Source organism: Anaeromyxobacter paludicola (assembly GCF_023169965.1).
In the GTDB taxonomy this organism is placed as follows: domain Bacteria; phylum Myxococcota; class Myxococcia; order Myxococcales; family Anaeromyxobacteraceae; genus Anaeromyxobacter_B; species Anaeromyxobacter_B paludicola.
The window spans coordinates 2,935,142-2,953,467 of record NZ_AP025592.1 but is presented as its reverse complement, the minus strand read 5'-3'; the positions used below and the strand labels follow the sequence as shown (position 1 = coordinate 2,953,467).

Here is an 18,326-nt window from a genome sequence, read left to right as displayed (position 1 = left end):
GGCCCCGCCCGTGCGACTCCGCCCCCTCGCCTTCGCCGTCCTCCTCTCCGTCGCCGCCGCCTGCGCCGGCGCCCGGCCCCGCTCCCCGCTCGACGAGGCGGCGGCCCGGGCGGCCGCGCCGGACGCCCCGGCGCGCACGCTCGCCCAGGCCGGCTGGCACGCGCTCCTCGCGAGCGATCCCGGGCTCGCCGCCGCGCGCTTCCGCGCCGCGGTGGCGCGCGAGCCGGCGGAGCCGTGGGCGCTCGAGGGGCTCTCGCTCCTCGACCGGCGCGGGCTCGACGACGCCGCCGAGGCGCGCCACCTCCTCGCGCTCGTCGCGGGCGCGCCGCGCCACGCCCTCGCCGAGCCGGCGGTGCGGCGCCTCTCCGATCTCGCCGACCGCGGGCCGGCGCGCGCCGCCGAGGTGGAGGCGGGGCTGGCGCCGCTCCTCGCGAGGGGCGCGCTCGCCGGCAACGCCGCTTCCCGCGCCCGGCTCGCGCTCGCCGGCCTCGCCCAGGAGCGCGGCGATCCCGACCGCGCCGCCGCCCTGCGGGCCGAGGCCGGGGTGGTGCGGGCCTGGACCCTCTCCGGGCCGTGGGGCGCCTGGCACGCGCTCGACCTCGACCGCCCCTTCCTCCCCGAGGCGGGGCCGCTGCCGGCCAGCGCCGAGGGGCCGCCCGGGGTCGGGGCGCTCGCGGCCCGCACGCTCCTCGCGCCGTCCGGGCTCGCCACCCTCGAGGGCGAGCCGTACCAGGGCGACCAGTTCTACCTCGCCGCCGACGTGACCGCGGCGCGGGGCGGGGCCTACCTCGTGAACCTGGGCAGCACCGCGCTCCTGCGCGCCTGGCTCGACGGCGAGCTCGTCGCCGAGCGGCGCCCCGGCGCCGACGCGCCCACCCTGCTCACCGTCCGGCGCGCGCTCTCGCCGGGCGTCCACCGGCTCCTCGTGAAGCTCGGGCGCGGCCCGGCGCGCGCCGTGCTGGCGGCGTCCTTCGCGCGCGAGGACGGCGCGCCCTCCGACCTCGCCGTCGCGCCCGCCGCGACCGGCCCCGGCCCCGCCGCCGCGCCCGCCCGCCCCGGCCCCGCGTCCCCGCCCCCACCCCGCGGCCTCTCCCTCGCGCGCGCCCTCGAGCCCGACGTGGGGCCCGCGGCCGCGCGGCTGGTCGCCGCGCGCGACGCCCTCCCGTTTCATCGAGAGGAGGCGAAGGCGCTGCTCCTCGAGGCCCTCGCCGCCGCGCCCGGCGCCGCCCCGCTCCACGCCGCCCGCGCCGAGGCGCTGCGCGACGACTCCACCCTCGCCGATCGGGTGGCCCGCAGCCGGGCCGAGGCCGAGCTCGACCGCGCCCTCGCCGCCGACCCGGGCGACGCCGAGAGCCGGCTGGCGCGCGCCGAGCTGGCGCGGGCCGGCGAGCGGCTCGACGCCGTCGCCGAGGTGCTCCAGGCGCTGCCGGCGGAGGCGGCGCGCGCGCCGGCCGCGCTCCTCGCGCGGGCGCGGCTCGAGCAGGCCCGCGGCGTGACCGAGGCCGCCGAGCGGCTCGCCGAGGAGGCCCGCGAGGGCGGGGGCTCCTGCGAGGCCACCCCGCTGCTGCTCGAGCTCGCCAACCGGCGCGACGCCGTGGCCCGCGCCGACGAGCTGGCCCGGGCGCTGCCCGGCTGCCCCGGCGGCCGCGAGCGGCTCGCCGAGCACCTGCGGCTGCGAGGGCGCGGGGCGGAGGAGCTCGCCCTGCGCGAGCGGCTCCAGCGCGAGGAGCCGTCCCGGATCGAGCCGGCCCTGGCGCTCGCGCGGGCCCTCTCCCGCGAGGGGGCGCCGCGGCGCGCGGCCGAGCTGCTCGCCGGCCTCGGCCGGACCTGGCCCCGCGAGGCGCGGCTCGAGAAGCGGCGCGCCGAGGCGCTCGACCTCGCCGGCGACGCCGCGGCCGCGCGCGCCGCGCGGGCCCGCGCCGCGGCCCTCGACGGCGGCGACCTCGCCCTGCGCCGCGCCGCCGCCCTCGACGAGGGGCGCGACCTCCTCGCCGAGTACGCCGAGGACGGGCGCGAGGCGATCCGGGCCTACCGCGCCTCGGGCGCCCGCCACGACACATCGGCGGTGATGGTGCTCGACGCCACCGCCGTGCTCGCCGACGCGCGCGGGGCGAGCGTGGAGCGGGTGCACCAGGTGCTCCAGCTGCTCGACCAGCGGGCCGTGGACGCCATGGGCGAGGTCTCGATCCCCTCCGGCGCGCAGGTGATCGCGCTGCGGACCCTCAAGGCCGACGGGCGGGTGCTCGAGCCGGAGGAGGGCGGCGACCGGCGCTCGGTCTCGCTCCCCGGGCTCGAGCCGGGCGACTTCGCCGAGTGGGAGTACGTGCGGGCCGTGCCGTCGCGCGGGCCGGGCGTGCCGGGCTTCTCGACGCCGGCGTTCCTGTTCCGCGGCGAGGTGCCCATCTGGCGCAGCCGCTTCGTCGTCGCCGCGCCCGCGGGGAGCGGGCTCGCGGCCGACGTGCGCCGGATCGCCGCGCCGGCCGTGGCCCGCGAGGGCGATCGCGAGGTGCTGCGGCTCGAGGCGCGCGACGTGCCGGCGCTCCAGCCCGAGCCGGGCACGCCCGCCGAGACCGAGTTCCTGCCGGTGGCGCAGGGCGGCGCGGGCGGGGGGCTCGACGACGCCCTCCGCGGCTTCGCCGACCTCCTGCTCGCCCGCGACGTCCCGAGCCTGGAGGTGCGCCTCCTCGCGCGCGAGGTCGCCGCCTCGGTCCCGGCGGGCGCGCGGCGCGATCCCCTGGCGCTCGCCCGCGCCGCCTGGGCCCGGGTGCACGAGGTGGTGGTCGCGCCCGGGAGCCCGGTGGACTCGGCCGGCGAGGTGCTCTCGCGCGGCCGCGGCAGCCGCGCCGTGCTCCTGCGGGCGCTCCTGCGCGAGCTCGGGCTCGACGCCCGCTTCGCCGTGGCGCGCGACTTCACCCGCGATCCCTCGCCCTGGCGCTTCCCGCGGCTCGAGCTCTGGTCGCACACGCTCTTGCGCCTCTCGGCCGGCGGGCGCGAGCTCTGGCTCGACCCGACGGTCCGTTACACCCCCTTCGGCGAGCTGCCCGACGCCCTGCGCGGCGCCGAGGTGGTGGTGCTCCCCGAGCCCGGCGCGCCGCTCGTCCGCGCCCGGATCCCCGAGGGCCCCCGCGCGCCGGCCCGCAGCGTCTCGCTCGACGTGACCGTGGACGCGAAGGGCGACGCGGAGGTCGCGGGGGAGGAGGTGTACGAGGGCTTCGAGGGCGCGGCGGTGAAGGCCTCCTTCGAGCGGCTCGACGCGCCCCAGCGCCGGCAGGCCCTGGAGCAGGCGCTCTCGCGGAGCTTCCGCGGGCTCGCGCTCACCTCGTTCGAGGTGAGCGGGGAGGGGCGGCTCGACCAGCCCTTCACCATCCGCTACCGGCTGCGGGCGCCCGGCTGGGCGCGGCGGGAGGACGGGCGGCTCGTGGCCGAGTCCTCGATCTTCCCCGCGCGGCTCGCGACCCGCTACCTCTCCCGGGCCGAGCGCGAGGCGCCGCTGCTCGTGGGGAGCTCCGAGCGCGCCACCCTGCGGGTGACGGTCCACGCCCCGCCCGGCTACGAGCCCGCGCCGGGCGTCCCGCGGGCGGTCACGTCGCGCTTCGGCAGCTACCTCCGGACCGAGCGATCCGAGGGGCCGCTCCTGGTGCGCGAGGACCGGCTGGAGCTCCCGCTCCTGCGCGTGGATCCCCCGGCCTGGACCGACTTCGCCGCCTTCGCCCGGGGCGTGGACGCGGCGCAGGACCGGCCGCTGGCGCTGGTGGGTGCAGGTACGCGAAGCGGCGACGAGTAGGGCAGAGGTGGGAGCTCTCGCGCGCTGGCGCGGTGTTTTTACCGTCCCGCCCCTAGAACCCAGCGTCGACTCTGTGTAAGAGTTCGCTCCGTTGCGCCCCATGCCGTGCGTTCCGTCCGCTGTCGCCAGCCGCCCGCAACCGGTCGCGATGGTCGAGCAGGACTAGCAGCCAGGGGGGAGCGACCCGCCCGCTCCGGAGACGGAGCGGGCACTTTTCCCACCACCGCAACCGCTCGCCCACGCCGGGGTTCATGGCTGCGTGGCCCACGCCCCCGGGCCGAGGAGAGCGAGAATGAACCCGATCCGCAACGTCCTGCTGTCGGCCCCGATGGCGCTGCTCGCCGCGTGCGGCGGCTCCAGCGTGGGCTCCAACACCCCGCAGGCCTTCCACGACGCGGCGCCGAGCTACGCGGCCCTCTCGATGGACCAGGCCGGGGCCACCGACACCAGCAGCCCCGCCGCCCTCGAGATCGCGCCGGCCGCGCTCACCGCCTCGCCGGCGGCGACCGCCCCGTCCGGCCTGCTGCTGTCGGGCAGCGGCTGCCACCCGCACCTCTTCCTGCGCACGCGCGAGGTGGTCGATCGCGTCAACCGGCACGTCTACAAGGTGCTCCGCCACGTGGAGGCGATCATCGCCCGGAACCCGACCGCCACCACCGGCTCGAGCGAGGTCTGGGACCACGTGAACGCCGACGGCGTCGAGGTCCGCTTCACGGTCACGGTGCTCGACGTGGCGAAGTACGGCTGGATGCTCGAGCTCAAGGCTCCGGCCGCCACCACCTGGGACACCGTCCTCTCGGGCGACATCGACCGGACCGGCGCCACCGGCCCGCACCAGGGCAAGGGCTCGCTCGACATCGACTTCGCGAAGCTGCACCAGGCCTACCCGGCGGAGCGCGCCGACCAGGGCACGCTCCACGTGGACTTCGACACCCAGGCCGCGTCGCGCCTGCTCTCGGTGAAGGCGGTCGGCGTGGCGTGGGACGTCCGCGACGACGGGCTCGGGATGGACGCGGCGACGCTCGCCGCGCTCGAGGCCCCGCGCAGCGGCAGCTACGTCTACTTCCGCGAGCCGGGCGTGGGCGGCAGCCTCAAGATCCAGGACCAGATGGTCTTCGCCTGCCCGGCGAACCCGACCCTGGCCCTCGCCGACGTGAAGCTCGCCTCCCGCTGGTACCGCACCACGGCGGGCGACGTGCACGGCCGCTCCGACACCGTCATGACCGGCGGCCAGCTCGCGGCCCCGGTGGCGAAGGTGGTCGGCGTCACCTGTCACGACGGCTCCGCCGAGACCAGCCTGGAGGCGGAGAGCTTCTGGCTCATGAAGGCCGAGCAGGCGGACGGGACCACCGTGAGCGGCGAGTCGAGCGCGCACCTCGGCGCCGACCCCGCCAGCGTCTGCGACGCCGCCTTCGGCGCCGTGCCCACGCTCACCGACGCGACGAGCGACTTCGCCTGGGATCCGAGCCTCAAGTTCGACGACCAGGTGCCGTTCCCGTTTCCCAACATGAAGTAGCGGTCGAGCGGCGGCCGCGGCGCTCCGGCCCGGGCCACCTCCCCCCGGTCCGGCCGAGCGCCCGGCCGCCGCTCTCTTTCTCTCGCAGCCCGCGGCCTACGGCAGCAGCCGCTCCGCGATCGCGCTGTGCAGGTCGAGCCCGCGCGAGGTGAGCCGCACGCGGCCCCCGCCGAGCACCGCCAGCCTCCCCCGCCGCAATGGCTCGAGCTCGCGCCGCCGCGCCTCGGGGACGAGCGAGAGCGGCACCCCCTCCCGGAGCCGGAGCCCGAGCATGAGCCGCTCGCGCTCCACCGCCGCGGGGTCGAGCGGCTCCTCCTCCGCCGACGGTGCCCGCCCCGCCTCCACCGCCGCGAGGTAGGTCTCCGGCCCGCGGTGGTTCGACCAGCGCACGCCGCCCTGGCCCGGCCGGAGCAGCGCGCCCACCGCGCCCGCGCCGAGCCCGAGGTAGCTCTCGCCCACCCAGTAGAGCCGGTTGTGGACCGCCTCGCGCCCCGGCCGCGCGAAGTTGGAGATCTCGTAGCGCCGCAGGCCGCCGCGCCGCAGCCCCGCCCGGATGGCCCGCGCCTGCGCCAGCACCTCCTCGTCGCCCGGCAGCGGCAGCCGCCCCTCGCGCCGCATGCGCGCGAACGGGACCTCCTCCGCCATGATCTCCGGGTCGAGCGTGAGCGCGTAGGCCGAGACGTGCGTCACCGGCAGGGCCGCGAGCCGGGCCGCGTCGGCCGCGGCGGTGGCCACGGTGGACCGGCGCGCCCCGTAGATGAGGTCGGCGGCGACGTCCTCGAACACCTCGCCCGCGAGCCGCAGCGCCCGCTCCGCCTGCTCCGGCCCGTGGCGCCGGCCCAGCTTCACGAGCACGCCCGCGTCGAACGACTGCACGCCGACCGAGAGCCGGTTCACGCCCGCGTCGCGGTAGGCGCGCAGCCGGCCGGCGTCGGCCGCCGACTCGGGGTTCGCCTCCAGCGTCACCTCGCGCGGCCGCGCCCCGAAGCGCGCCGCCGCCCCCGCCACCACGCGCGCCACCTGGTCCGGCTCCCAGAGCGACGGCGTGCCGCCGCCCAGGTAGACGCTCGCGAGCTCGCGCCCCTCGAACGCCGGCGCCCGCAGCGCGAGCTCCGCCAGCACCGCGTCGGCGTAGCGCGCCTGCGGGATGGGGCGCGCCGTCGAGACCGCGAAGTCGCAGTACGGGCAGTGGACCGCGCACCAGGGGAAGTGGACGTAGACGCCGAAGGCCAAGGCCCGATCCTTACCGCGCGCGCCCGCGCTCGCCAACCGGCGCCGCCGCGGCTATCTTCGCGCCGCATGCCGACCTACGCCCTCACCGCCACCGTCCCCGCCGCGCGCGCCGAGGACCTGTCCGCCGCGCTCTTCGACGAGGGGGCCACCGGCGTGGAGGTCCGCGACGGCGAGGTCACCCCCATGCCCGGCCAGGCGCGCCCCGCCCCCGGCGAGGCGATCCTGGTCGCCTTCTTCGCCTCGGCCGACGAGGCCCGGGCCGCCGCCGGCGCGCTCGCGCTCGAGGGCGCGGTGGAGGAGCTCCCGGACCGCGACTGGGGCGAGGCCTGGAAGGAGGGGCTCTCCGCCTTCTCGGTCGGCCGGGTCTTCGTCCGGCCGTCCTGGGTGGAGGCGTCGGTGCCCGAGGGGAGCGTCGAGGTGGTGCTCGACCCCGGCATGGCCTTCGGCACCGGGACCCACCCCACCACCTCGCTCTGCCTCGGGGCCATCGGCCGCTTCCTCGAGGCGCGCCCCGGCGCGAGCGTCTTCGACGTCGGCACCGGCGCCGGCCTCCTCGCCATCGCGGCGCGCAAGCTCGGCGCGAGCCGGGTGGTCGGCTCCGACAACGACCCGGTGGCGGTCGCCGTGGCCGCGGAGAACGGGGCGCGCAACGGCGCCCCCGGGATCGAGTGGACCGGCGCCGACGTCCCGGCCGTCGCGGGCCCGTTCGACCTCGTGGTCGCGAACATCCTCGCGAACACGCTCGTCGAGCTCGCGCCGGCGATCGCGGCGCAGGTGGCGCCCGGCGGCCGGCTGTACCTCTCGGGCATCCTCTTGCCGCAGGAGGACGAGGTGCGCGCCGCCTACCTCGCGGCCGGGCTCGCGCGCGCCGGGGCGGAGGAGCGGCGCGAGGGCGAGTGGTCCCTGCTCGCGCTGGAACGGCCGTGACCGTCCGGAGGCTGCACGTCCCCCGCGGCGCCATCGCGGGGGACCGCGCGCGGCTCGACCCGCGCGACCGCCACTACCTCGAGGGCGTGCTCCGGCTCGCCCCGGGCGCCGCGGTGGAGGTGTTCGACGGCGAGGGGAGCGCCTGGGCCGGCACGCTCGGCGAGGGGGAGGTGCGGCTCGGGCCGCGCCGGGACGCGCCCGCGCCGGCGGCGGTGGTCTGGCTCGCCTTCGCGCTCGCCCGCGGCGAGAAGAACGACCTCGTGGTCCAGAAGGCGACCGAGCTCGGCGTGGCGCGCCTCCTGCCGTTCCAGGCGGAGCGCTCGGTGGTGAAGCTCGACGCGGCGCGCGGCCGCGAGCGGGCCCAGCGCTGGCAGCGGATCGCCGAGGAGGCCGCGCGGCAGTGCGGCCGGTCCGAGGTGCCCGCGGTGGACGCGCCGGCGGCGCTCGCCGAGGTGCTCGCCCGCGCCCCCGCCGGCTTCCGCGCGCTGGTGCTCCATCCCGCGGCGGGGGAGCCGTTCGCCGACGCGTGCGATGGGCCCGCCGCGGGGTTCCTGGCAGTGACCGGCCCGGAGGGCGGGCTCACCGAGCCGGAGCTGGAGGCCTGCCTCGCCGCCGGCGCGCGCGCCGCCACCCTGGGGCCGCGCGTGCTGCGCGCGGAGACCGCGGCGGTGACGGTGGCGGCGCTGCTGCAGCACCGGCGCGGCGACCTCGCCTGAGCGCCCGCGGCGCCGCGAGCTAGCCGAGCTCGCGCCGCAGCTGGTCGAGGAGGGCCTCCGACTGGGCCGCGCCGAGGAGCGTCTTCAGCATGGGGCGCAGCGCCTCGAGCACGCGCGGCGCCTGCTCGCGCGTGACCGACTCCGGCGCCACCCCCAGGGCCCGCTCGCAGAACGTCCGGAGCGCCGTCCGGGCCGTGTGGGGCCCGAGGTGCACCGAGAGCTGGTCGAAGATGATCTGGGCAGGCGCCCGAAACTCCCCCATGGACGCGGGAACCTAGTCCCTCCGACGGTGGTCGTAAAGAGTACAAGTAGTCAAACCCCTTGCGATGTGGGTACGTCCGGAGCATGACGGGTTCGCCATGAACGAGCCCAACGAGACCGACCCGCGGCGCGCGCTCCTCACGCGGCTCGAGACCCGGGCGGAGCAGGGCGGCGGCGAGGAGCGGATCGCGCGGCAGCACGAGGCGGGGAAGCTCACCGCGCGCGAGCGGATCGACCTCTTCCTCGACCCCGGCAGCTTCGTGGAGCTCGACAAGCTCAAGACCCACCGCTGCGCCGACTTCGGCATGCAGGAGGCGCGCGTGCCGGGCGACGGGGTCGTCACCGGCTGGGGCCGGGTGGACGGGCGGCAGGTGTTCGTCTTCGCGCAGGACTTCACGGTCTTCGGCGGCTCGCTCTCGGGCGCCAACGCCGAGAAGATCTGCAAGGTCCTCGACCTCGCGCTGCAGGTGGGCTGCCCCGTGGTCGGCCTGCAGGACTCGGGCGGCGCGCGCATCCAGGAGGGGGTGCCGGCGCTGGCCGGGTACGCCGAGGTGTTCCTCCGCAACGTCCTCGCCTCGGGGGTGGTGCCGCAGCTCTCGCTCATCCTCGGCCCGTGCGCCGGGGCGGCGGTCTACAGCCCCGCGGTCAGCGACTTCGTCTTCATGGTGAAGGACACGAGCTACATGTTCATCAGCGGCCCGGAGGCGATCGAGGCCGCCACCGGCGAGCGGGTCACGCGCGAGGAGCTCGGCGGCGCGCGCGCCCACGCCGAGCGGAGCGGCGTGGCCCACTTCGCCTGCGACTCGGAGGAGGCGGCGCTGCAGGCCGCGCGCGAGCTGCTGTCGTACCTGCCGGCCAACAACGCCGAGGACCCGCCGGAGCAGCCCTGCGCCGACGACCCGGCGCGGGAGGACGCGGCGCTCGCCGCCGCCGTCCCGGAGGGCGGCGCGAGCTACGACGTCCGCGAGATCCTGCGGGCGGTGGTGGACGACCGGCGCCTGCTCGAGGTGGCCGAGGGCTTCGCGCCCAACCTGGTGGCCGGCTTCGCGCGGCTCGCCGGGCGGCCGGTGGGCCTGGTGGCGAACCAGCCGGCGGCGCGGGGCGGCGCGCTCGACGCCGACGCGAGCGTGAAGGGGGCGCGGTTCGTCCGCTTCTGCGACGCCTTCAACCTGCCGGTGGTCACCTTCGTGGACGTCCCCGGGTTCCTGCCCGGCACCGGGCAGGAGTGGGGCGGCATCATCCGCCACGGCGCCAAGCTCCTCTTCGCCTACGCCGAGGCGACCGTGCCCAAGGTGACCGTCATCACGCGCAAGGCGTACGGCGGCGCCTACGACGTGATGGCGTCGAAGCACCTGCGCGCCGACGTGAACCTCGCCTGGCCCAGCGCCGAGATCGCCGTGATGGCGCCCGAGGCCGCCGTCGGCCTGCTCTTCCGCAAGGAGCTGCAGGCCGCCGCCGATCCCGACGCCGAGCGGCGCGCCCGCACCGAGGCGTACCGCGAGCGGTTCGCGAGCCCCTACCGCGCCGCCGAGCTCGGCTACGTGGACGAGGTGATCCGCCCCGAGGCGACGCGCCTCAAGCTGGTCCGCGCCCTCGACATGCTCCGGACGAAGCGCCAGGAGCTGCCGCCCCGCAAGCACGGCAACATCCCGCTCTAGCGCGCCGGCGCTCAGCGCGGCCCGGCGCCGCCTCGTCCGGCGCCCTCGCCGGGCTCCGACCCCGGCCGCGCCCGCGCCGCCGCGGCCTCCAGGGTGTCGAGCACCGCCTCGGGCCGGACGTCCCGCTTCAGCTCGCCCAGCTCCGGGCTCCGCGACTCCTCCACCCCGAGCCGCTCCGCCACCGCCGAGACGAGCCGGATGAGCCGCGTCACCTCGTGCTCCGCGAGCAGGCTGACCTGCAGGTCGAGGTCCGCCCGCTTGTCGGCGAGCGCCGTCATCCGGTTCTGCGAGATGAGGATGAAGGTGGAGAGGAAGATCGCCTCGATCGACGCCGCCGTGCCGAGCACGATGAACTGCCGGTCGAAGCGCCACGGGGACCACGGCAGGTTCACGAGCACCCACGCCCCGTAGACGACGAGGTGCAGGTAGACGAAGCGCATGCTCCCCGCGAACGCCGTGATGAGGTCGGCCGCCCGCACCTCGCGCGGCCGCCGCCGCTCCTCCCGGGCGCGCCGCGAGAGCAGCGCCTCGATGTTCCGCTCCACCACGCCCGCCAGCTCGGCTGGCGCGCAGTGCCCTGCAGAGGGTCGTGCCATGGGGTGAAGGTGGGCACGGAGCGCGAGCCGCTCCCGGCCGCCCCTCCCCGGCCCTCCCCACGCCGTGGGGAGGGAGCGCCGCGGGTTCCCTCTCCCCGTGAGTTGCGAGGAGCGCTGCGGCTCCGCTCTCCCGCAGGGTGGGTGAGCCAGCGCTGCCGATCCCCTCTCCCGCGGAGCGGGGGAGGGACAGGGAGGGGGTGAGACGCGCGGCGCTAGATCGCCGCCGCGATCACCGACTCGGCGCGCTCGCGCTCGATCGCCACGAAGCGGCTGAGCTCGAGGTCGAGCTCGTCCACCAGCTCCTGCACGGTCTTGAGCTCGGCGACGTCCTTCTCCGGGATCCGGGTGATGCTCTGCCCGGTGTAGAAGAGGCCGTTCTCCTTGTCGCCCAGGATGGCCGCCTTGAGGAGCGCGTCGGTGATGCAGAAGCTCTCCTGGAAGTTGCTCGCGCGGCACTTGCAGAGCTCGGCGGCGAGGCACTCCACGCAGGCCTTCTTGCGGCCCATGTAGCCCTCCTTGCCGAAGAACCAGGCCTTGGAGCGGGGCGGGAAGCGCTGGCCCGCCGCGAGCGCGTCGGTGAAGGCGTTGCGGACGGCGCGGGCCTTCATGCCCTTCACGCAGCTGATGATGATGGCCACGTCCTCGGCGGTCTTGCCGAGGTGCATCTCCTTGAAGCCGGCGTGCGTGTCGCCGTCCTTGCTGGCGATGAAGCGGGTCGCGAGCTGCACGCCCGCCGCGCCCTGGGCCAGGAAGCCGCCGACGTCCTCGGCGGTGACGCCGCCCGCGGCGACCACCGGCAGCCGGGAGTGGGCGCGGACCTCCTCGACGAGCGAGGGGAGCGGGTGGTCGATGTCGCCGATGTGGCCGCCGGCGTCGGCGCCCTCGGCCACGAGGAAGTCGGCGCCCCACTTCTCGTACATGGCCGCGAGCCGGCCCGAGGAGACGATGCCCGCGAACGGCACGCCGCCCTCCTTGCACCAGCGGAGGATCTCGCGCGAGATGCCGGCGCCCTGGACGATGAAGGAGACGCCCTCCTCGATCGAGACGCGCGCCGCGCGCGCGAAGTCGTCGCGGTTGATGGCGGCCATGAGGTTCACGCCCACGTAGCCGCCGGCCGCCTCGGCCCGCGCGCGCCGGATCTCCCGCCGCAGCATCGCCTCGGTCTTCACCACCGCCGAGACGGTGCCCACGCCCACGAAGTGGACGCTCTTCGCGGCGGCCACCTTGCCGGAGAGGCCGTCCGAGGCGTGGATGCCCATGCCGCCCTGGACCAGGAGCCGCTTGCCGGAGGCGACGATCTGCTCGATCGCGGCGCGGGTGAGCTTCGGCGACGTGCCGCGCGGGAGCTCCTCGGTCGGGGGGGTCGGCTGGATCGCTTCCATGGCGTCTCTCCTGCCCGGGGGGTGTCTGCCCAGGCGAGCGAGGAGGCTACGCCCCCCGTGTCATGCGCTCGTCACGGCCGCCCGACGCGCTGCGTCCAAAACTGGTATGTTGGCGGGGTGTTGCGCGCTTTCTCCTGGGTCTACTGGGCGTTTCTCGCGATCACCTTCCCGCTCTTCTTCGCGGTGCAGCTCGCGATCTTCCTCGCCACCATCGCGTTCGACCGCCGCCGGGTGGCCGTGCACCTGTTCTCCTGTCTGTGGGCCTCCACCTACGTCTGGCTCTGTCCGCTCTGGCGCGTGCGGACCCTGGGCCGCGAGCGGCTGCCCTGGCGCGGGGCGGCGGTGATCGTCGCCAACCACTCCAGCCTGCTCGACATCCTCGTGCTGTACGGCGTCTTCCGGCCGTTCAAGTGGGTCTCGAAGGAGGAGATGTTCCGGGTCCCGATCCTCGGCTGGAACATGCGGCTCAACGACTACGTCCCGCTCCGGCGCGGCGAGCGCGAGTCGGTGATCCGGATGATGGCCCACTGCCGCCGCCACCTCGCGGCGGGGAGCCCGGTGATGATCTTCCCGGAGGGGACCCGCTCGCGCGATGGCGCGCTCCAGCCGTTCAAGGACGGCGCGTTCCGCCTCGCCGCCGAGGCGGGGTGCCCGATCATCCCCATCGCCGTGAGCGGCACCGCCGACGCGCTGCCCAAGCACGGGCTCGTGCTGCGCCGGCGCATGCGCGCCCAGGTGGAGGTGCTGCCCGCGCTCGACCCGACCGCCTTCGAGGGCCCCGGCGCGTTGCGCGACGCCGCCCGGGGCGCCATCGCGGCGGCGCTGGCCCGGGCGCCGCGCGAGTAGGGCGATGTGAGCGCGGGTGTGTTGCTCCCCCTTCCGGGCGGTGCGGCGTGGTACACTTCGGAGCCGAGGGGAGGGGGCCCTGGCTTCACGCAACGACAACTGGACCTGGCGCGGGATCGCGGTGGCGATCGCGGCGGCGCTCGTGCTCGCCGCGCCCCCGCGCCCCGCCGCCGGCCGCGCCCAGGGCGCGTTCCAGGTGGTGGTGCACCGGGACAACCCGGTGACGTCGCTGTCGCGCGGGACCGCCGCCAGCCTGTTCCTCAAGAAGGCCACCGAGTGGCCCGGCGGGCAGAAGGTCGAGCCGGTCGATCTCCGCGAGGGCGCGCCGGTCCGCGACGCCTTCTCGGAGGCGGTGCTGCGCCGCAGCGTCGCCTCCGTGCGGGCCTACTGGACCCAGTCGATCTTCTCCGGGCGGGCGGTCCCCCCGCCGGAGCTGGAGGACGACGAGGCCGTGGTGGCCTTCGTCGCCCGCTCTCCCTGGGCCATCGGCTACGTCTCGGCGGGCGCCCGGCTCGCCGGGGTCAAGGCCGTCGCCGTGCGCGACTGAGGGCGACCGTGTTCCTGGGACACCTCTCGTTCAGGCAGAAGATGGCCATCCTGCCGATCTCGCTCGGCCTCGCCTTCCTGGCGGTGCTCTGCGTGAACACGGTCTTCCAGAGCCGCTCGGAGCTGGCCCTGCGCCGCATCGAGCAGCTCGGGTCGCCGTCCTTGCGGGCGAGCCGGGACCTCGAGCTCGAGCTCGAGCAGCTGCAGGAGGTGCTCGAGCACGCGGTGGAGGCGCAGGATCCGGAGCAGCTCGCCGCCAGCGCCGACCAGCGGGACGCCTTCCTGCGCCGGGTGGGCGAGCTGCGGCGCCTGCAGCGCGGCCCGGGCACGGAGGTGGACCAGATCGAGCAGGGGTTCGCGGACTACTACCGCCTGGCCCGCGACGTCTCGGCGCGGCTCATCGCGCGCGACGTCACCGGGATCACCGAGCCGCTCGAGTCCATGCAGGCGCGCTACCGCGCCCTGCAGAGCGCGCTCGCCGAGACCACCCGCTTCAACCGGGACCAGATGGCGCGCGACTTCGCCGACGCCCGCCACCAGCAGGACCTCGCCACCTGGGGCACCGCCGGGGTGATCGGCGCCTGCGCCTTCCTGCTGTCCCTGCTCGGCGGCTGGATCGCGCGGAGCGTGGCGCAGCCGCTCGGCGCGCTCTCGCGGGCGGCGGCGCGGGTCGCGAGCGACGGCGACCTCGGGCAGGCGATCGAGGTGCGGGGGAACGGCGAGGTCGCCGACCTCGCCCGCGCCTTCGCCGAGATGATGGAGAAGCTGCGCCAGATCCCGATCGGCCTGCACCGCTCGGCCGAGGAGCTGGCGCGGGCCTCCGCCGAGCTCGAGACCGCGAGCCACGCCCAGGCGGCCGCGCTCGAGGCCGAGGAGCGCGCGCTCGCGGAGGCGCGCGGCGTGGCCGAGTCGATGACCGCCTCGGGGGGCTCTGCGAGCGAGGCCGCCCGCGTGGCGCTCCGCGTGGCCGCGCAGGCCGAGCGGGCCGCCGAGGCCGGCCAGCGCGCCACCGGGGGGACGCTCGAGGGGCTCGCCGAGATCGGCGGGCAGGTCGAGACGCTGCTCGCGGCCTCGCAGGGCCTGGGCGAGCGGCTCGGGGCGCTGGAGAGCTCGGCCCTCGCCCTCGGCAAGTCGGCGGTCCACGCGACCGACGCCGCCTGGCGGCTCGAGCTCGAGCTCGACCCGGCCCGCGGCGGCGCCGGCGCGGCCCTCGCGGTCGAGGTGCACCGGCTCTCCCAGCAGGTCTCGCAGGGCGCGGCGCAGCTCGGCGCGGCGCTGCGCGAGTTGGGCCGCGCCGCGCGGCAGACCACCGGCCGCGGCGACGAGGGGCGGCGCCGGATCGACGCCGGGATGGAGCGGATCCGCGCGGCCGGCGAGCACCTGCGCGAGATCTCGGCGCTCCTCCAGCAGTCGAGCCAGGCCACGCGGCAGATCGTGAAGGCGGTGGAGGAGGAGGCCCAGGCGCTCGCCGGGATCGGCGGGGCGCTGGTGAAGCTCGACGAGGTGGCGGCGCGGAGCGCGGCGGGCGCGCGCCGGACCGCCAAGGCGGCCGACGCCGTCCGGCTCGTCGCCGGGCGCGTCGGCGAGGTGGTGCGCTCCTTCAAGCTCTGAGCGCGTCGATCCCGGGCGCTCCGGGCGCTCCCGTGAGCCGGGCGCCCGGGCGCGTCACGTCGCGGCGCCGGCGGTGCGGGGCAGCGTCACCGCGAGCACCGTCTCCCGCGCGTCCCCGTCGCCCTCGCACCGGACGGCCACGTCCCCGCCGTGCGCCTGGACGATCACCTTGGCGATGTAGAGCCCGAGCCCGAGGCCGCTCCCCTTGCGCGAGCCGCCCTCGGGCCCCTTGCGGAAGGGCTCGAAGGCGCGCGCCAGCACCTCGTCCGGGATGGCGCCGCGGTTGCGGACCTCCACCTCGACGCGCTCGCCCTGCCCGCGGGCGGTCACCGTCACCGGCACCTCCGGCTCGCCGTGGTCGAGGGCGTTCGAGACCAGGTTCGAGAACACCTGCTCGAGCCGGTCCGGATCCCACTCGCCCGAGAGATCCCCCTCCGCCACGCGATCGAGCGCGCGGTCGGGGTTGGCGGCGGAGAGCTCGTCGCAGACCCGGCGCGTGATCTCGCCCAGGTCGGCGGCGCGCCGCTCCATGGGGATGCCGCCCCCGAGCCGGGTCCGCGTGTAGGAGAGGAGGTCGCTGATGATCCGGCCCATCCGGCCGGCGCTCGAGCGCATCCGCTCCACCGTCTTGGCCTGCCACCCGGCGAGCCCGCCCCGCTTCTGCAGGAGCGCCGTGCTCATCACGATGGCGCCGAGCGGGTTGCGCAGGTCGTGGCCGACGATCCCGAGGATCTGGTCGCGGAAGGCGGCGGTTCGGCTGGAGGCCTCCTCCACCTCGGCCGCGTGCCGCTCGGCCACCTCGCGCTGCCGCTCGCTCTCGCGCAGCGCCGCCTCGAGCCGGGCCTTCCCGCGCGCCACCTCGATGCGGAGCGCCGCGAGCTGGACCAGGAGCCGCTCCTGGGCGGAGAGGTCGAGGGCGCTGCGAGAGCCGGCGAGCGCGGCGGCGGCGGCCACCCCGTCCTCGACGATGGGCACCGCGTACACGGTCAGCGTGCCCTCCGGCAGGGGAGGGAAGGGCTGGCCGCCCGTGCGGAAGAGCCACGGCTCCGTGCGGCCGGCGGGAGCGGGCTCGGCCAGCACCGCGCTGTCGATGGACGGGCTCGCCTGGACGATGGCCTCGAGCCACTCGTCGGCGCTGCCCGGCTCGCGGGAGAGGATCCGCTGCGCGGCCGCGAGCATCCGCTGGCGCGACGCGTCCTCTTCGGGGCGCGTCTCGGCCTGGAGCTCCTCCCGGGCCTCTTGCGGGTGGGGGTCGCGGGGCACGGGGCTAACGTAGGGACGGTCCCCCGCAGCCCGCAAAGAGACCGGGTCAGGATCTTTACGCGTCACTCTGCGCGCGGGTATGGTGGAGGGCTCCCACACGCACCTACCGCTGCGCGCGAGGCCCCCGGAGAGATGAGCAGCCGGCGAGAGATCACGAAGATCCTGGTGGCCAACCGCGGCGAGATCGCCGTCCGCGTGATGCGCACCTGCCGCGAGATGGGGATCCCCACCGTGGCGGTCTACTCGGACGCGGATCGCGGGTGCCTGCACGTGCGCTACGCCGACGAGGCGGTCCACCTCGGGCCCTCGCCCGCCCGCGAGAGCTACCTCGCCATCGACAAGGTGATCGCCGCCGCGCGCCAGACCGGCGCCGACGCGGTGCACCCCGGCTACGGGTTCCTCTCGGAGAACCCGGCGTTCGCCCGCGCGGCCGCCCAGGCCGGCCTCGCCTTCATCGGGCCCCCGCCCGAGTCGATGGAGGCCATGGGCGTGAAGACCACCGCCCGCGCCCGCATGGCGGCCGCCGGGGTGCCGACCGTGCCCGGGTCGCCGGCCCCCCTCGCCGGGCCCGACGAGGCGCGCGCCTTCGCCGAGTCGATCGGCTTCCCGGTGATGATCAAGGCGGCGGCCGGGGGCGGCGGCAAGGGGATGAAGCGCTGCGAGCGCGCCGAGGACCTCCCGGCGCTCTGGGCGAGCGCCCGGCGCGAGGCGGCGGGCGCCTTCGGCGACGACCGGCTCTACCTCGAGAAGTACCTGGACCGGCCGCGCCACGTCGAGATCCAGGTCTTCTTCGACGGCCACGGGAACGGCGTCTGGCTCGGCGAGCGCGAGTGCTCGGTGCAGCGCCGCCACCAGAAGGTGATCGAGGAGACCCCGAGCTGCGCGCTCGACGGCGCGCTCCGCGAGGCCATGGGCGAGGTGGCGGTCCGGGCCGCGCGGGCGGTGGGCTACGTCGGCGCCGGCACGGTCGAGTTCCTGGTGGACGCGCGCCGCAGCTTCTACTTCCTCGAGATGAACACGCGGCTCCAGGTCGAGCACCCGGTGACCGAGCTCTGCACCGGCCTCGACCTCGTGCGGCTGCAGATCGAGGTGGCGAGGGGCGCGCGGCTGCCCTTCACCCAGGCCGAGGTGGCGCGGCGCGGCCACGCCATCGAGGCGCGCGTCTACGCCGAGGACCCGGCCAAGGGCTTCTTCCCGAGCCCGGGCCGCATCTCGTACCTGCGCGCGCCCGGCGGGCCGGGCGTCCGCGACGACGCCGGCGTCTACACCGGCTGGGTGGTCTCGCCGTACTACGACCCGCTCCTCTCCAAGCTCTCGGCCTGGGCGCCCACGCGCGAGGAGGCCATCGCGCGGCTCGACCGCGCGCTCGGCGAGTACGTGGTGCACGGCATCGCCACCAACCTCACCTGGCTCCGGCAGGTGCTGCGCCACCCCGCCTTCCGCGCCGGCGACTACGACACCGGCTTCTGCCAGGCGTTCGCGGCCGACCTCGCGCCGCGGCCCGACCCGCGCCACGAGCGGGCCGCCCTGGCCGCCGCGGCGGTCGCCGCCTTCAAGCGCGACCTCGACCGCGAGGGGGCGTTCGCCGCGCGCGCCCTCCCCGCCGGCGGCTCGGGCTGGGTCCGCGCCGGCCGGGCGCGCGCGCTGAAGGGCGGCCCGCGGTGAAGCGCGCCACCTACGTGGCCCTGCTCGAGGGCGGGCGGGAGGAGACCGTCGAGGTGTCGATGGAGGCGCCCGGCCGGTACGAGGTGCGGATCGCGGGCGAGGTGCACCGCGTGGACGCGTTCCGGCACGACCACGGCACGCTCTCGCTCCTGCTCGGGACCGAGAGCTACGCCGTGACGATCGACGAGAAGAAGTCGGGGCTGGAGGTGCACCTGCGCGACTCCGTCTACCGGATGGAGCTCGTGGAGGCGCGCCGGCTCCGGATGCGGCGGGCCGCGGCGAAGCCGGGGCGATGAAGCGACGAACGAACACCACCGAGAGG

The 18,326-nt window shown here is 76.7% G+C and carries 15 protein-coding genes; 10 read left to right on the top strand and 5 right to left on the bottom strand.

Annotated elements, in window-relative coordinates; genetic code table 11:
- Window positions 1-10 precede the first annotated feature (10 nt).
- Together AMPC_RS13360 and AMPC_RS13355 are read left to right on the top strand one after the other, a co-directional pair.
- Complete coding sequence (locus tag AMPC_RS13360; RefSeq protein WP_248341748.1) at window positions 11-3,784, top strand: DUF3857 domain-containing protein; 3,774 nt, start codon at window positions 11-13, stop codon at window positions 3,782-3,784.
- A gap of 292 nt (window positions 3,785-4,076) precedes the next feature.
- Window positions 4,077-5,300 (top strand): hypothetical protein, encoded by a 1,224-nt coding sequence (locus tag AMPC_RS13355; RefSeq protein WP_248341747.1) that lies wholly within the window; start codon window positions 4,077-4,079, stop codon window positions 5,298-5,300.
- Between the two features lie 96 nt (window positions 5,301-5,396).
- Here AMPC_RS13355 and AMPC_RS13350 read toward each other — a convergent pair whose 3' ends face one another.
- Window positions 5,397-6,533 carry a coproporphyrinogen-III oxidase family protein gene (locus tag AMPC_RS13350; RefSeq protein ID WP_248341745.1) on the bottom strand — a complete coding sequence of 379 codons (1,137 nt, stop codon included), beginning with the start codon at window positions 6,531-6,533 and terminating at the stop codon, window positions 5,397-5,399.
- Between the two features lie 66 nt (window positions 6,534-6,599).
- Here AMPC_RS13350 and AMPC_RS13345 point away from each other — a divergent pair, with 66 nt between their 5' ends.
- Both AMPC_RS13345 and AMPC_RS13340 read left to right on the top strand, forming a co-directional pair.
- A complete protein-coding gene (locus AMPC_RS13345; protein WP_248341743.1) occupies window positions 6,600-7,460 on the top strand; it encodes a 50S ribosomal protein L11 methyltransferase in 861 nt (286 codons plus the stop codon).
- Complete coding sequence (locus AMPC_RS13340; protein WP_248341741.1) at window positions 7,457-8,176, top strand: 16S rRNA (uracil(1498)-N(3))-methyltransferase; 720 nt, start codon at window positions 7,457-7,459, stop codon at window positions 8,174-8,176. Before AMPC_RS13345 ends, AMPC_RS13340 begins: the two co-directional genes overlap by 4 nt.
- A gap of 19 nt (window positions 8,177-8,195) precedes the next feature.
- On the opposite strand, the gene AMPC_RS13335 is transcribed toward AMPC_RS13340, so the two are convergent.
- Window positions 8,196-8,438 (bottom strand): hypothetical protein, encoded by a 243-nt coding sequence (locus AMPC_RS13335; RefSeq protein ID WP_248341740.1) that lies wholly within the window; start codon window positions 8,436-8,438, stop codon window positions 8,196-8,198.
- 97 nt (window positions 8,439-8,535) lie between these two features.
- On the opposite strand from AMPC_RS13335, the gene AMPC_RS13330 reads away from it, so the two are divergent.
- A complete protein-coding gene (locus AMPC_RS13330; RefSeq protein WP_248341739.1) occupies window positions 8,536-10,095 on the top strand; it encodes an acyl-CoA carboxylase subunit beta in 1,560 nt (519 codons plus the stop codon).
- A gap of 11 nt (window positions 10,096-10,106) precedes the next feature.
- Here AMPC_RS13330 and AMPC_RS13325 read toward each other — a convergent pair whose 3' ends face one another.
- Both AMPC_RS13325 and AMPC_RS13320 read right to left on the bottom strand, forming a co-directional pair.
- Window positions 10,107-10,691 carry a DUF1003 domain-containing protein gene (locus AMPC_RS13325; RefSeq protein ID WP_248341738.1) on the bottom strand — a complete coding sequence of 195 codons (585 nt, stop codon included), beginning with the start codon at window positions 10,689-10,691 and terminating at the stop codon, window positions 10,107-10,109.
- Between the two features lie 212 nt (window positions 10,692-10,903).
- Window positions 10,904-12,073: an NAD(P)H-dependent flavin oxidoreductase gene (locus tag AMPC_RS13320; RefSeq protein ID WP_248341736.1), complete on the bottom strand. Its 1,170-nt coding sequence runs from the start codon at window positions 12,071-12,073 to the stop codon at window positions 10,904-10,906.
- A 117-nt stretch (window positions 12,074-12,190) separates the two neighbouring features.
- On the opposite strand from AMPC_RS13320, the gene AMPC_RS13315 reads away from it, so the two are divergent.
- The 3 genes from AMPC_RS13315 to AMPC_RS13305 all read left to right on the top strand — a co-directional run bounded on the left by AMPC_RS13315 (window position 12,191) and on the right by AMPC_RS13305 (window position 15,076).
- Window positions 12,191-12,919, top strand: a complete 729-nt coding sequence (locus AMPC_RS13315) for a lysophospholipid acyltransferase family protein (RefSeq protein ID WP_248341735.1) — start codon at window positions 12,191-12,193, stop codon at window positions 12,917-12,919.
- Window positions 12,920-13,040: 121 nt separating this feature from the next.
- Window positions 13,041-13,466 carry a type 2 periplasmic-binding domain-containing protein gene (locus tag AMPC_RS13310; protein ID WP_248341734.1) on the top strand — a complete coding sequence of 142 codons (426 nt, stop codon included), beginning with the start codon at window positions 13,041-13,043 and terminating at the stop codon, window positions 13,464-13,466.
- An 8-nt stretch (window positions 13,467-13,474) separates the two neighbouring features.
- Window positions 13,475-15,076, top strand: a complete 1,602-nt coding sequence (locus tag AMPC_RS13305; protein WP_248341732.1) for a methyl-accepting chemotaxis protein — start codon at window positions 13,475-13,477, stop codon at window positions 15,074-15,076.
- A gap of 54 nt (window positions 15,077-15,130) precedes the next feature.
- On the opposite strand, the gene AMPC_RS13300 is transcribed toward AMPC_RS13305, so the two are convergent.
- The gene (locus AMPC_RS13300; RefSeq protein WP_248341730.1) at window positions 15,131-16,339 is read right to left on the bottom strand and encodes a sensor histidine kinase; all 1,209 of its coding nucleotides are present in this window, start codon (window positions 16,337-16,339) and stop codon (window positions 15,131-15,133) included.
- A 132-nt stretch (window positions 16,340-16,471) separates the two neighbouring features.
- Here AMPC_RS13300 and AMPC_RS13295 point away from each other — a divergent pair, with 132 nt between their 5' ends.
- Both AMPC_RS13295 and AMPC_RS13290 read left to right on the top strand, forming a co-directional pair.
- The gene (locus tag AMPC_RS13295; protein WP_248341728.1) at window positions 16,472-18,004 is read left to right on the top strand and encodes an acetyl-CoA carboxylase biotin carboxylase subunit; all 1,533 of its coding nucleotides are present in this window, start codon (window positions 16,472-16,474) and stop codon (window positions 18,002-18,004) included.
- Window positions 18,001-18,300: a hypothetical protein gene (locus AMPC_RS13290; protein ID WP_248341726.1), complete on the top strand. Its 300-nt coding sequence runs from the start codon at window positions 18,001-18,003 to the stop codon at window positions 18,298-18,300. The genes AMPC_RS13295 and AMPC_RS13290 overlap by 4 nt, the downstream gene beginning before the upstream one ends.
- The last annotated feature ends 26 nt before the right edge of the window (window positions 18,301-18,326 follow it).

What these genes read in the sequence shown, in the direction of transcription:
- AMPC_RS13355 (WP_248341747.1), top strand. Translation starts at nt 4,077, where the DNA reads ATGAACCCGATCCGCAACGTCCTGCTGTCGGCCCCGATGGCGCTGCTC.
- AMPC_RS13345 (WP_248341743.1), top strand. Translation starts at nt 6,600, where the DNA reads ATGCCGACCTACGCCCTCACCGCCACCGTCCCCGCCGCGCGCGCCGAG.
- AMPC_RS13335 (WP_248341740.1), bottom strand. Translation starts at nt 8,438, where the DNA reads ATGGGGGAGTTTCGGGCGCCTGCCCAGATCATCTTCGACCAGCTCTCG.
- AMPC_RS13330 (WP_248341739.1), top strand. Translation starts at nt 8,536, where the DNA reads ATGAACGAGCCCAACGAGACCGACCCGCGGCGCGCGCTCCTCACGCGG.
- AMPC_RS13325 (WP_248341738.1), bottom strand. Translation starts at nt 10,691, where the DNA reads ATGGCACGACCCTCTGCAGGGCACTGCGCGCCAGCCGAGCTGGCGGGC.
- AMPC_RS13320 (WP_248341736.1), bottom strand. Translation starts at nt 12,073, where the DNA reads ATGGAAGCGATCCAGCCGACCCCCCCGACCGAGGAGCTCCCGCGCGGC.
- AMPC_RS13295 (WP_248341728.1), top strand. Translation starts at nt 16,472, where the DNA reads ATGAGCAGCCGGCGAGAGATCACGAAGATCCTGGTGGCCAACCGCGGC.